This window comes from Flammeovirga sp. OC4, from assembly GCF_000812565.1.
Lineage (GTDB): Bacteria > Bacteroidota > Bacteroidia > Cytophagales > Flammeovirgaceae > Flammeovirga.
Map to the genome: position 1 here is coordinate 135,520 of NZ_JTAM01000010.1, position 14,661 is coordinate 150,180.

The window sequence follows — 14,661 nt, forward strand, 5'->3', positions numbered from 1 at the left end:
ATGGAGTTCAAAATTTTTCATATCCGAAAAGATAGTGCTCCACCTTACAATACAGAAAGAGAAGAGGTGCTCCCAATCGACGGTTTCCACGTCGTTTTGGAGCATCATTTCTATGAACTAGAATTTCATTATTTTGAACTTCCTGTCAGTACAGATGTTTTTATTGATGAAATTGAGGTCGATAAATCCCTTATCACCAACGACGAGCAAATTGGCATCGTCAAAGTAGGGTTAGGGCAACATTTCTCCAACCAATTAGGACATGCTACAGTAAAGATAGATCAAGATTCTTTTCAAGTTCGAGTAGATGCTTCTAAATTGAGTAGTGAGGATGCTGAAGGCATGATTACTTACCTTTATCGTAAGAATAAATCATTGATCCTCCAGCTTTTCACAAAAGAAGAAGTAGGTGGAGAAAAGAACAATTCCACCATTAGTATGACTAGACTTTCTCCTTTGGAGAAGTTTATCAACGAGATGGAAAACATTCTGCCAGCCTTAGCACATAGCCCAAGATACAGTACTATTCAAGATCGTGAAATCCAAGATTTTGCCACCGCCAATATTGATGAGCAAAGTATTGATTGGCTATTAGAACATCTTGATGAATTGTATTTTGATGATTCGTTAAAAGATCATCCTGACGCCATTGAGATTGATGGGCAATACACTGTTATAGACAGAATTGATGCTCCAGTAATTAAAATGGAGTATGCCACTTATGAAAATGAGTGCATTCTAGGAGGTTTCTATTGGGCGCGAAAACTTGTCGATGACCTCATTAGTCATATTGAAAGAATCAATGGGCAGAAAAGCCTTATTCAGAATGAAGGAAGCGGATACGCCACTTTTGAATCGGCTCAAGTGATTATTAATGCTCAGGCCATTGAGGACGCACAAGACATCAGAACGAGGTTGTACAGATTGGAAAGGAAATACATGCAACTTTTCCCCAATACAACACCTAATGTTCACCCTCCCCTTTTGACCAAGCGTTTTAGTTCTGTAAATGTTTATTCCAATATCTTCTTGAATCTACTTCAGGTTTACAACCTTAAGTTAGATACTCAAAACGATACGGGAGCCGTTAAAACTTCCTTTCTGGATCAAATTTACGAGCTGTACACTTATTATCAGTTATATGATGCGTTGTTGGAATGCTTCAAGGACTTTAATTATAAACTGGAAATAAGCGACACTGAGGAAGGCGAATTTATCCCTAAGCGTGTTTCTATACAGCCTATCAATGGTAAATGGCAAATGAACCTGCTCTATCAACCACAAATTGGTAGAGAACCGGGAGATACACACTTAGTATTACACGGGAAACCACATCGAGACAGTTTCTACTATACGCCTGACTTTGTATTGGAATACTGCGATCCTCACCTATCATTGCGATATGGTATTTTGGATGCCAAATACAAGATGGCTAAAACGGTACTGGAACAAGATCTTAAGGAATCCTCTTTCAAATATTATACTTGTGTAAGGGTAATTGGAGAAAAAAGGGACCATCAGAAACCAGACTTCTTATGGCTGATTTGTCCTAATGCATGCTATGGACGTCCTGTATGGACCATGAATTATGATGATAATTTCTTACCGATTATCGGTATAGTGATGAATAATGCAGAGAGCAATGATCCAATCAAGCAAAGTATCAAAAAGATGATGCGAGAGTGGAATGTAGGAATTTAATTTTAAAACAATCGTTCTTTAAACATAATGAAGGGTTAGGCTAAAATGGTAGTCTAGCCCTTCATTATTTCACACTTTGTTATAAGTAGTGCTTTTCGTTAACTTTCAATCAGTCTTTTTACAAGTATTGATAGGATCTACTTTCAAAGTTCCTTCTTCTTCATTTTTGTCTTAACACAAAAACGAAGCAAAAAAGTCAAGGCTTTGAATGCAAAAGCTAAATTTCATTTCTCTCGCCTAAATGATTTTAAACTCGCTAAAGCTCAAACAATAAAATCATTTTTAACGGCTCAATACATGAAATTCTTAACGCTTTTCCCTTCAAGGCCGGGGTAGAACTACCAAATTAAAAAAGTAGTAATTCCACTTGCGTGAATGTTAAGCATCAGCTTCATTTTCTTTCTAAAAATCACAAATAAAAAGCCTGATATAGAGTGTAATTATTTTCATTAGATCGATGAAATATTCATCAACTGCTCTTCAAAGTCTTTTACATCAGATGGAATTTTTGCTTTGATACGATTTCTGTAAGCGTAAATCGTATTTTTTGTCAGACCTAATATATTAGCCACTCGGTCAGTATCTGAAATACCTAAACGCATCAGTGCAAAAACACGAAGTTCTGGCGTTAATTTCTTCTCTTTAGTAGAACCAAAGCCACCTTTATCATTGGTTATTTTCTCAAGGTCTTTGATAAAAGTAGGGTACAAATCCAAAAACAGTTCATCGAAATTTTGATAAAAAAGATCCCTCTGTTTCTTCGGTTTGAAAGCCTTAATAAGATCATCGATTTTAGTATATTTCTTTTGAACCAATAGACTTCCAACCGTATAATGGAAGTAATCTAACTGTTCAAAAAACTGGGCACTGATTTCAAAAAACCGCTTGACATACATCTCCCTTAAACTATTGGCATTTTGAAGCTGAATATTGATTTCTTCTAATTGTTCATTCTTCTTATTCAATAGCTTTTGATTTTCTTTAATCTGCTGATTATTTGTCTCTAACTCCAAGTTCTGTTTTTTCATCAACTTCTGAGAGCTTTGAATCTGACGGTTTCTTTTATTTAATCTTACAGTTTGCAAGAAAAGGGATGAAATGAATATGGAAAGAATCACGATCAGACTAAACCATATCATTTCTTTTTTCTGATGTAAATTTTCAATTTGTGCTTCAATAATGGGTAGAAAGCTATTGATTTGTGAAATACGCTGACGGGCACCATATTGTCGTGCATTTCTCAATGCCATTTGCATAAAGTGATCTGCTAATTCTAATTCTTTCCTATCAAAAAATAAAACCGCTAAGGCCTGATCTGATATTGCTTCATAAGTACATGAACGGATATCATAAATAGCACTTTGCTGTAGCTCTAAAATTCTTGCTTCATTGTCTTCCAACAACCAAGATTTACTAGCGTGAGTCATAGCTAATTCATGCAAAGTCACTTTATCTTCATGGATAATTCGATCGTATATAGCAATTGCATTGTCTAATTTTCCTCTCCGTGCAAAGTTCGACGCTTTGGTGAATAAATAGGTAAACGAGTATTCATCGGCATATTTCAAAACCGAATCTCCATAAATCATCCCCTGTTCATAGTACTTCCAATAATATTCCTCATATTCATTATACTCCGCTACATCAAAACTTAAACGATTTTTTAATGTGTAATACTTCACAATATATTCTCGTTTAATTAGTGTGTGAGGAGCAATATTTTTCAAAATCTTCTCCGTCTCAAGAAATATTCCTAGAGAAATTAAAACTTCAGCCTTGCTAAGTTGTGCCTCCAATTTTAATTGAGGGTCATCCTGCTGATTGGCCGTTTCAATTAAGACATTGGCTTGTGCCAAAGCTTCTTCCCCTTTATAGGAAATAAGCAATTCTAAAATTTGTCCTTGAGCTTGAAAAGCACGCTGATACTGTTTTGTATCTAAAAAATTATCCGCTTTTTCTCTTAATCGTTTGAGTTGATCATCTCTTTGCTGATCATAGATATATCGACGTTCTTGCTCTTTTTCTAATTCCTCTAGCTTCTTCTCAATCTTAGGCGTGATGCTTCCCCACACCTTTGAAAAAGGATTCATCAATAAAAAATAGAACATTAGAGAAAATAGATAAAAATGCTTCATCGATTGATCGGATTCATTTACAACATATAACTTTCATAAGCACTAATACAAAGATAGCTTGTTTCTGAAGACAATAAATATTTCCATTTAAATACACTGTAAACTAAGCTTACGTTTACTTTCAAACGGTCATTCTACATGATTTTATAGGAACTACTTTCAAACTTCCTTCTTCTTCATTTTTGTCTTAACACAAAAACGAAGCAAAAAAGTCAAGGGTAACTATAAGTTGTACCAGCTTCTAATTGAACGCCGGAAACCTCCCAAGTATGATCACCAACTAAAGTGAGTGGATTATTATTTCCCCAGCCATTAAAATCACCTTTGAGGTATAGTTCTGTCTCGTTCGCTTCAAAAGCCAATTCGACATATTCTTTAATTTTAAAATTGCTGTGGAATTCTTGTGTGTAGTCTTGAGCACTAACTACTTTAAGATTGATCTGATAAGAGCCCACGGGAAACATCCCGATATTTTCAGTATAAGTCCAAGCCAATTGTTCTGGAATTGCTTCTTGTTCCATCACTTGAGTATCATCATCAAGATGAACTAACTCAAAAGAAACATTTTTCAACATTGCTTGATCTTCTGCTGCTAACGAGATGGCGACATCCTCATTATAAAAAAAACTGGCTCCACTTTCGGGAGATACTACCTTAGCAGAAAAGGTGATAAGGTTTACTTCATATGGGTTTTCACACCCAAAAAGGGCACAAAAAACCGGCATCAGTAAAACTAGAAATAAGTGATTACGTTGCATGAATAGATTGATTAAACAATAAAAAAATAAATAGTACGCTTTCCTTTCTTTTGAAAAGGTTTTTAGTGGAAAGTACTAGGACTCATTGGCCAATGGCCCTAATTGGATGTATAGAGAGCAATGAATGTTACATTAATCCAATAGAGTCCTAATACTTTTTCATTTCAATATTTTATCTGTTGATTTGCTCTAAGCGAATGGCTGTTCCTCCTCCAGGTGCTAATGTAAGTTGAACAGTATCTCCTTTTTTCACCATTTTATTTGATATGCGATAATTGTAGGGTTCAAATTCCCAATCTGCATTTTCACCATCTTCAAAATGCGTCATTTGATACATCTTTCCTTCTTCCAAGAAATCTAACTGTATTGTCAAATCTCTTGAATTTTCATTTGTGATACTCCCTATATACCAATTGGGTGTATCCCTATCTTTTCTTGCGACTGTATAATACTCTCCAATAGAAGCATTCAGTACCTTTGATTCTTCCCAATTGACCGGAACATGTGTGATAAATTGGAACATTTCTGGGAATTCTTCATAATGCTTTGGTAGATCACAAGCCATCTGTACGGGCGAGTACATTGTCACATACAAAGCCAATTGTTTAGCTAATGTTGTACTGACTCTACTTGGGTACCCTTCCTCTCTATAAGTTCCGTCAAACGTCATTCGGAATGCCCCAGGTGTAAAATCAATTGGCCCTGCCAATCCTCTTGTAAAAGGTAAAATCACGGTATGTTCCGGAGGGTTAGAAGGGTAAGCCCATGCATTATACTCTTGACCTCTCACTCCTTCACGTGCTAAGAAGTGCGGATAAGTTCGGCGTAAACCTGTTGCTTTGATTGGCTCATGAGCAATAATTGCTACTTTATATTTTGCACCCAAGTCTACTACTCTTTGATAATGATTCACCATCCACTGTCCGTGATGATATTCCCCATTATCAATTTTACCAACGTATCCAGTTTTTACAGCCTTAATCCCTAATCGATGATACAGCTTAAAAGCTTCCTCCATTTGAGGTTCATATTGATAAGCAACCTTACCTCCTGTCTCATGATGCCCAATCAGTGTCATCCCATTTTCTTGAGCATAACGCTGTACTTCTTCAATATCAAAATCATCATAAGCTTCAGTAAAATTCCAGTTATCCCATTTTTCCCAACCGATATTCCAACCTTCAACTAATAAACCTTCAAAACCGTTTTTAGAAGCAAAATCGATATACTCTTTGGCGTATTCTGTTGTTGCACCGTGCTTTTCATCTTTTTTCCATCCACGAGTATTTAAGTGCATATCCCACCAAATGCCCATGTATCTCATCGGCTGAATCCAATCCGTTTCTTTCAGTACATTGGGCTCATTCAAGTTTAATACCATTGTAGATTCCACCAAATCTCCAGCATTATCACCAATAATAACTGTTCTCCAAGGTGAAATTAAATCCCCGTCTTTTTTGACTTTAATTCCATCAGCCCAAGGCACTAAGTCACAATCAACTCCTTGACCGTTGTTTTTTAAAGTCATGGAGGCGTAATCAATCAAAGCCGCCTCGTGAATTGAAACATGAACACCCGAATTCAATTCCATCGTCATCGGTGTATGCGCTGAATCCACTTCGCTTAACTGCGTCTTTTGATACAGCAATTCATACGAATCATAATCAGCATGTATCCACCACGTTTCTGGATTTTCAGGTAGATTGAAGGCTGTTTTCTCGTCTAACAAATCAAGATGTTTTCCTTCATCATTTAAGACCTTGTAACGGAAAGATACTCCATCATTAAATATCCTGAATTCTAACACCAATTTATCTTTATTCTTTGTCAGTGCATTCCATTGTGCTTCATGATAGTTATTTACCACTTCTTTTTGTTCACCCCAAATCATTTCCCATTTCTCATTTACTGAGTTAGTAGAAACTTGTTTGACTTGCTTAAACTGGCTCAGATCAAATTGCTTAAATGTTAAACCAAGTGATGATTTTGTGATAAGGGTTTCTCCCTCTCTTTTAATTTCATAAAATAGTTTTCCTCCAGTAAATATTACTTTTACTTCATTCTTGTTATCAGGAGAATGCAGCACCCATTCCTTTGCGGAGGCTGAAAAACAAAAACTCAAAGCTAAAAGAAATACTAGTACAATTCTTTTCATTTTCTTCAATCGCTCATTTAGTAGACCTTCTGTCTTTTAAGGGTACATCTGTAAGGGATTTTTGCCCTTTCCAAAAGACATTTAATTATATGTCAAAGGTACGATTGAAGACTCCAGTAATGGTAGTCTTTAAGATTTGATCAACCTAAAAGTATAGAAATAAAAATAATTAACAATATGAATATCAATCATTTAAAACAAAACACATATAGATGATGTATAAACTCAGAAAGGCTAGATTATTGAATCTTTATGGAGAATCTTTAAGTTATAATACTCTTGTTTTTGAATTTGAGTAAAGAATCTCACCGAGGTGTCTCTATAAAGTGGATGTAATTCTATGGCTAGATAAAATGAAGGATGTATCAATTGGGGTAACTATAGTAAACTTAGCTTTTTGGGGAAATGATACATCTGATCGATCTGTTCTGTAAAAACAGGTGCAATTTGGGAAAAAGTAAAAAATAAGAGTTAAAATAAAACACAGTAAATTAATTCTGCCTTTTATTTTAACTCTTTATTTTTTCCAATTAGGTCTAATTCAAAAAAGATCGTTATATGATTTCTTCTGTCATATCAGACTCATCAAACGCTAATGGTCTGTTGAACTTCTCTTCTAAAGAGATGAAAGTTTCTGTTCTAGTAATCCCGTTGATGCTTTGAATTTTATCATGAAGCACCTGACGAAGATGATTGGTATCGCGACAGGCGATTCTAACAAAAATACTCCAATCTCCAGTAGTATAGTGCAAGTTTAAGATCTCTGGAATCTTAGCCAATTCCTCACACACTTGTTCATATAGACTACTCTTTTCTAAATATATACCAAGGAAGGACGTGATATCATACCCTAATTTTGAAAAATCAAGGTCCAAAGTTGATCCTTTGACAATACCCATCTTCTCCATTTTTTTCATTCTCACGTGCACCGTACCACCCGAAACGAAGATTCTTTCTGCAATTTCAGTATAAGGAGTCTTCGCATCTTTAAGCAATTCGGACAGAATTTTAATATCCACGTGGTCAATCTCAGGTATTTTTTCCATTAGTTCTGCCATTTTATTAAATCCACTTCATTAATAACCCAAATTTATTACAATTATTGAAAATATGGATTAATAACTTTAAAAAGATTTCAAATTTTTGAAATATACACTAAATTTGTAGTTCAAATACAGAAAAGCTACGTCGAATTAGATGAAAATTCTAATACAGACAGCAGAGGTGTAAATCCTCATAGCTTTAAGCATGTGTTTATTTTATGTGTTGTTTATTGGTTAAGGTTAAAGGTATGTGGATTTTTCGCATACCTTTTTCATTTTAATCTAACAGCACAAAAAAAGTGTACCTCTTTCGAAATACACTTTCCGTGTAAAGGACAAACCCCTACCTTTCCCTTCATTTCAAATCAACTGAAGCTGGGATGACTTTTCTTTTGATCAACCAACTTTTCAATTCACCTTCGAAAGGTTCACCATAAGTACCTTGAATGTACTTATCAACTTCTTCTAAAATAACGTCGTCTTTTCCTTTGATGTCCAAAACTTTTATTAAAGTCTGAACTTCTCTATAAAGCATTTTCTCATTTACGAAGCATATTTTAAAAGAGGCTATCTTTTCTGACTTCTTTGAAATTACATTAGTGATGTAGATTTCAACAGCAGAACCATGTTCAGGAAGATCGTATTGATCAATTGGATATAAAGCTACCTTATTCAACAACAATTCTCCATCATAAATCTTTAAGACTTTATTTATTGGTTGATTGTTGATCTCATAACGATAGATATAAGTTGATCCACTTTTTTTCTTGAAAACTTCTTTATCTAAATGAAGGGTATACTCATCTCCAAAAATAACTCTTTGGTTTTCTCCAAAATAACCGCCTATATCTTTGATATCTTCATTAGGTACTTCTGCTAATCTTCTACTACTCATATTTAAATCAGCTGCAACAGGCATAATCACCTGCGTTAATAAGGCTTCAAATTCACCATGACGGTTATCTTTGGCCTTAGAGCCATCTAAAAGCATTCTCCCCTTTTCCTTACTAATAACAATAGCTTTTGCTGTAGATTCAAAAAAGACAAGTTCTGTATCAGAATGAATCACATCACCTACCATCAGATTTCTTTGTGATTTAATATCTTTTATTGTTCCGTTAATATGTAAAACGTAATAATCTTGAGCGAAACTGAGCGAAGTTGAAAGACCAAAACTGATCAATAATAATAATAAGGTTTTCATAAATTTGTTCATTATCTAAAGCACTTACAAAGATAGAGTTATATCAGAAGGTTTTATTTTACCAACGTGACAAAACATGACTATCTTGCGTTAAAAATGAAAAACATTGTTAATAAACAGATACGACATTAGAAGATAATTGTTCGGTTCTAACCCTTTCAAATTCAAATTCTGTCAAAAAACAGTCATTTACAATCTTTTCAACAGGACATAATCATCCATTACATAGCCTTTACCAATATCTGCCACTACCTCATCTATTTGAACGAAGTTCATTTTCTTATAGGCTTCAATAGAATTCGTGTTATACTTATTGACGGTTAAACGTATTCCCTTTTTTTCATTGTTCTTGGCTTCAACCGTAACAAAGTCCAACCCTGCTTTTCCTATTTTATTACCTCTAAATTTTGCGAGTACATAGATCTTACTCAGAAAAAGGTGCTCCTCTTCAAACTTAAATCCCAAATACCCTGCGGGCTCCTCATCAAAGTAGAATAAATAGTAGTGTAGACCTTCTTGTATTTGTTGATTCATAGCGGCAACAGATTGGAACTTTTCTAACATATAATCTACTTGTTCTTGTCCTATTATTGCTACATAATGTTCATTCCATATCTCGATTGCAAGTTTTTCAACAATTTCAATACTTTCTGCCGTTTGTACTTTTTTTATGGTCAGCATATTACTTACTTTAATAAAAATTAGATTATTATTTATTTAATATTACAAATTTGGTTTAACGCAACATAGATTAAACATCTCTAAATTAGGATATGCAATCCTACTCAATTAATTTGTAAACGAATAAAAAACCGATAAAAAAAATGACTCTTACTGATAAAACAAATTATGTCGTTGGAATTGGCGCTTCAGCAGGAGGACTAGAGGCTATCAAAAGCCTTTTTGAAAACTATCACTCTGATTTAGGAATTGCATTTGTGATTGTACAACATTTGTCTCAATCACATAAAAGTCTAATGCCTGAACTACTGCAAAAAATTACACACTTACCGGTTATTGAAGTAAACTCGACGCATTCTATTGAGCCGAATCATATTTACATCATCAATAACCACTCTACATTAACTATAAAAAAGAAAATGCTTATCAATCAAGAAAGAAATGATAAGCAATTGACTTTTCCTATAAATACGTTATTCAGTAGCCTTGCCGAAGAATATAAGAAAAAGGCAATTGGTGTTATTTTGTCTGGAACAGGTAGCGATGGCACCGAAGGTTTAAAAGCCATTAAAGAGCATGGAGGGATCACTTTTGTACAACATCCCAACTCTGCAAAGTTCAATGGGATGCCTTTCTCTGCGATAAAGTCAGCTAAAATCGACTTTATCATCAGTGCTGAAGAAATTGCTGACTCACTTTCTAACATCATTAATGGTGATGGTGAAATCAACCTAAGCTATTACCATAAAATTGAAAATATTTTAGATTTAATAGGTCAACAAGAAAATATTGATTATTCCGCATACAAACCACAGACTCTTTACAGAAGAGTCTTAAAAATGATGGAATATCAAAATATCACATCTATTAATGAATATTACAGTCTCCTTGAAAACTCTCCTTTTGAGTGTAGAAAGCTTGCTCAAAGTTTTTTAATTGGAGTGACAAGTTTCTTTAGAGACGGGGATGAATGGGACTATTTAGAAAAAGATATTATACCAAAAATCATCCAAAAAGATGTTACCCGCATATGGTCTATTGGTTGTAGTCTTGGTCATGAAGCCTATTCTATAGCCATGATGGTTTTAGAAAGTGTAAAAGATTCAGACCAACTTAAAGAGATTAAAATATTTGCCACTGACTTGAATGCTCAGTCCATTCAAAAAGCTTCTGAGGGAATATATACTACTGATGATGTAAAAAGCATCCCTAAACTGTATGTTTCTAAATATTTTGATAAAATAGGCAGCTATTATCACGTAAAGGAATCATTGAGAAATATCATCACTTTTGTACAGCATGATATTCTTTCCACCCCCCCTTTCCTTAATATCGATTTAGTCATTTGTAGAAACTTATTGATTTATCTCAAACCAAAAGTACAGCAACAAATACTAAATACTATCAAGTTCTCACTCAATAAAAATGGTTTCCTATTTTTGGGGCCATCTGAAAAGAATTTTTCCGATAAGTATCTTGTAGAAGAAAATGCCAAACACAAATTTTTTAAACTAACAGAAAAATTCAGAGGGTTTGAGATTGATAAATCAAGCAATATAAATACAAAAAAAATAAAAGTACCAAAACAAAATAGAGTGCAAGTAGTAAACAAAGATTCTTTTGAATATGAAAATATTGAGAAGCAATTAATTGAATATTATTGTCAGCCTATCATTGTTATTAATGAAAAAGAACAATTAGTTTTTTCTTCTGATGAAGTGGGTAAATACCTCAAGTTTCCCAAAAATGAACTTGTTTTAAAGGAAGTTTTTGATTTTGATGTTTACATAGACATTGTTCGAACAATAAATAAGGCGAAAGAAGACGGTAAAAACAGAAAAATTTCTAACCTGAAGTTACAGTCTCAGACTAAAATCAGTACCGACATCATCATTAGAAGGTTAAAGACTGAAACAAATGACGACTTATTTATACTAGAGTTTTTTGATGGTAAAGAACACGATAACGAAAGTGTTATTGAACAAGACAGTACGATCAAAAACCTTAAGAGTGAAATAAAGCACCTCCATCAAGAATTAAAAATTGCTCATAAAAGAATAGAGAGAATCAACGAGGATTATCAAGTCAACAATGAAGAGTTGATGTCTTCAAATGAAGAACTTCAATCCAGCAATGAGGAATTACAATCTGTCAATGAGGAATTATATACTGTCAATCAAGAATATAAAGACAAGTTAGATGAGATTTCAGTACTGAATGATGATTTCATTAACCTCTTCCAATCTGCAGGTATAGCGAGTTTATATCTTGATAAAGATTTTAGTATTAGAAGAATTGCTCCAAATACTTCTGAGTTTTTTGGAATTGAGAAAGAAGATATTGGTCGTAATATCATGCAGTTCAATACTTTCTTCGAAATTGAAGGGGGACTACTTTCAACAATCGAAAAGGCAGTGCTTGAAAATAAGGTTCAGGAACACGAGGTTAAAACGAAAGAAGATCGAACCTATTTACTTCGAGTATCTCCTTCTGGCGATAGAAAGAGCAATACGGATGGTATTATCCTCTCATTTATACCTATCAGTTCACTGAAACCTATTCAGATTTTACAGCGAAAAAATTCTCTATTAAAAGAACAGCTTTCTCATTACATTCAATATTTCAGCTTGTTGAATATAGAAACTTGGAATTGGGTTGCAGATACAAATACTTTCAATTTTTCAGAAAATATCAAACAGCTCTTCAAATTTGATCATTATGATTCTTTTTTATGGAGAAATATTGATGCACAATTACAACCTGAAAATAGCAAACTGTTTTCTGAAAAAATCAATAAATGTCTGAATAGTGGACACCCTTTTGATATTGTTTTACACATCAATGATAGTTTCTACAACTTCATTTGCCTTGCTGAGAAAAATGCAAATGGAAAAACCGTAGGGATGTACGGTAGCATTGAAAATATCACTAATAAATACAACAGAGAGAAGTCATTAGAAGACATTACCTCTACCTACCAGGGTTTATCTGAACTTAATCAGTTTGGTACCATCAAAGTGCTACAAGATGAGCCAAACCATATCAAGGTCAATGATACTTTATTGAATTGGCTTGGGTTAGATTCTCTTAAAAATACGATTAAAATAGAAGATTTCATCTCATTTATTCACCCTGATGATCATGCTACTTGTAAAAGTATCTTTGAAAATGTAGAGAATAAATTTGATATTACTATTAGAGTAGAAAGGAATGATGGTCAGATAATTTATCTTAATGTCACTGGCCTCAACAAAAGTGCTAAGAATGCAAATATTAAAGTGCTTGCCATCGTTTTTGACAATACTTACAACAAGTCAATAGAATCTCAGTGGGAAGAGACAGTAGAGTTGGCAGAAAAAACAGCACAGACACTTGCTGTTCAAAATGAACAACTTGAGAGTTACACTTATATTGCCTCACACAATATTCGATCTCCTTTATCCAATTTATTGGCCCTAATGGAACTCTATCAGAACGAGGAAAAGCAGGAAGCCAAAGAAAACTATCTGACGCTGTTTGAAAAAGCATTAGTACAGTTAGAAAATACGGTAAACAACCTGACTGATGCCATTAAAGTACAACAAAAAACAAAGCTTGAACGTCAGAAAATAGGCGTGAAAGATGAGTTGATGAAAGTATTGGATATTTTGTCGGGACAAATCAATAAATATGGTGTTGTGATAAGTCTTGATGTCGAAAAAGATTTGACAATCAATTATCATGAAGAGTATTTGAAAAGTATTTTTCTTAACTTACTGAGTAATTCTATTAAATACCGAGCTCCGAAGAGGTTACCCAAAATTGAAGTGGAAGCCTATCAAGAGAAAAAATTCATCTACATTAAGATAAAAGATAATGGTAGAGGAATTGATCTTAAAAAGTATGGTCACCGTATTTTTGGTATGAATCAAACCTTTCATCATAATGAAGATGCTAGAGGATTAGGTCTGTTTTTGACAAAAACGCAGATAGAAGCAACAGGAGGAAATATTCAAGTTTCCTCAGAAGTAGATCAAGGGACCACGTTTTCAATTAACATTCCAAAAGAATAATGATATCATCATACATTTACTCTAGTCAAACCAATGACGAAATAGAAATTGAATCTCTAAAGGATATACAAACTATTGCAAAAAGGGAAAATCTAGCGCATAGTATAACGGGGTATCTAACTTATAAGAAAGAAACATTTATACAATATATAGAAGGCCCTGAAAAGGAGATTGAGCAGTTAATTAAAAACCTTCACAATGATAAAAGACACACTATACTAAAATCCATACACTTCCCACCAAAAACGGAAAGGGTGTTTAAAGATTGGAGTATGAGGTACATTGAATATGGTGAACTCATTGAAATTGGATTTCATGAGCTGCTAGAGACGGTTTTCTTCACCGTTGACAATAAGATTTTTGAAGAAGATAGGGTGATTGAAAAACTAAATCAGATGTTAGAAAAGATAGCCACTACTCAAAAAAATATTAAATAAAAAAGAGCGGTAATTAATACAAAATGATTAATTACCGCTCTTTTTTATACCGAAACATTAATGCCGAGGCATTCTCTTACTTTTGATTTAGAGAGTGGTTTTTCGATATATTTCTGTATATAAGGATGTTTTTCAGCTCTCTCTTTGTCTTTAGGATGCAGACTTGAGCTCAAAACATAAATTTCAAAATAATCCAAGAGTTTTCTCTCGCTCATTTCATCAACAACTTGCCACCCGTCTAAGCCAGGCATATTCAAGTCTAAAAACATCACATTTTCTTTTGATAGATCAATGGTATCAATGGATTGTAAAAAGGCATCACCGCTCTTGAAATAAAACTTATCGATATTGGCAGTTTCTGGCAAGGATTCTATTATTATTTTAGAGATGTCAATTACTAACTGATCATCATCTATAAATATAAGTTGCTTCATGTGTAGTAAAAGTATAGAACAGATAAAGTGTAATAGCGTATTATTAATTTAACAGATTTGC

At 33.8% G+C, this 14,661-nt stretch carries 10 protein-coding genes; 3 read left to right on the top strand and 7 right to left on the bottom strand.

The annotated features are described in order from the left end of the window. Positions 1-1,701: a hypothetical protein gene (locus tag PL77_RS09840; protein ID WP_044204288.1), complete on the top strand. Its 1,701-nt coding sequence runs from the start codon at positions 1-3 to the stop codon at positions 1,699-1,701. Positions 1,702-2,150: 449 nt separating this feature from the next. Here the strand turns inward: PL77_RS09840 and PL77_RS09845 are convergent, their stop codons facing one another. From PL77_RS09845 to PL77_RS09870, 6 genes are all read right to left on the bottom strand, one after another. Beyond that, positions 2,151-3,836, bottom strand: a complete 1,686-nt coding sequence (locus PL77_RS09845; protein WP_156152308.1) for a DUF6377 domain-containing protein — start codon at positions 3,834-3,836, stop codon at positions 2,151-2,153. A 212-nt stretch (positions 3,837-4,048) separates the two neighbouring features. Next, a complete protein-coding gene (locus PL77_RS09850) occupies positions 4,049-4,594 on the bottom strand; it encodes a hypothetical protein (protein WP_156152309.1) in 546 nt (181 codons plus the stop codon). Positions 4,595-4,766: 172 nt separating this feature from the next. Beyond that, the gene (locus PL77_RS09855; RefSeq protein WP_044204296.1) at positions 4,767-6,749 is read right to left on the bottom strand and encodes a glycoside hydrolase family 97 protein; all 1,983 of its coding nucleotides are present in this window, start codon (positions 6,747-6,749) and stop codon (positions 4,767-4,769) included. A gap of 554 nt (positions 6,750-7,303) precedes the next feature. Beyond that, a complete protein-coding gene (locus PL77_RS09860; protein WP_044204401.1) occupies positions 7,304-7,795 on the bottom strand; it encodes an Lrp/AsnC ligand binding domain-containing protein in 492 nt (163 codons plus the stop codon). A gap of 352 nt (positions 7,796-8,147) precedes the next feature. Next, positions 8,148-8,996, bottom strand: coding sequence for a hypothetical protein (locus PL77_RS09865; RefSeq protein WP_156152310.1), 849 nt, complete (start codon positions 8,994-8,996; stop codon positions 8,148-8,150). A gap of 189 nt (positions 8,997-9,185) precedes the next feature. After that, positions 9,186-9,677, bottom strand: coding sequence for a GNAT family N-acetyltransferase (locus tag PL77_RS09870; protein ID WP_044204300.1), 492 nt, complete (start codon positions 9,675-9,677; stop codon positions 9,186-9,188). A 143-nt stretch (positions 9,678-9,820) separates the two neighbouring features. On the opposite strand from PL77_RS09870, the gene PL77_RS09875 reads away from it, so the two are divergent. After that, positions 9,821-13,729 (top strand): chemotaxis protein CheB, encoded by a 3,909-nt coding sequence (locus PL77_RS09875; RefSeq protein WP_044204302.1) that lies wholly within the window; start codon positions 9,821-9,823, stop codon positions 13,727-13,729. Next, positions 13,729-14,166: a BLUF domain-containing protein gene (locus PL77_RS09880; RefSeq protein WP_052444288.1), complete on the top strand. Its 438-nt coding sequence runs from the start codon at positions 13,729-13,731 to the stop codon at positions 14,164-14,166. The genes PL77_RS09875 and PL77_RS09880 overlap by 1 nt, the downstream gene beginning before the upstream one ends. Positions 14,167-14,210: 44 nt before the next feature. On the opposite strand, the gene PL77_RS09885 is transcribed toward PL77_RS09880, so the two are convergent. Further along, positions 14,211-14,600 (bottom strand): response regulator, encoded by a 390-nt coding sequence (locus PL77_RS09885; RefSeq protein WP_044204303.1) that lies wholly within the window; start codon positions 14,598-14,600, stop codon positions 14,211-14,213. Positions 14,601-14,661 lie beyond the last annotated feature (61 nt).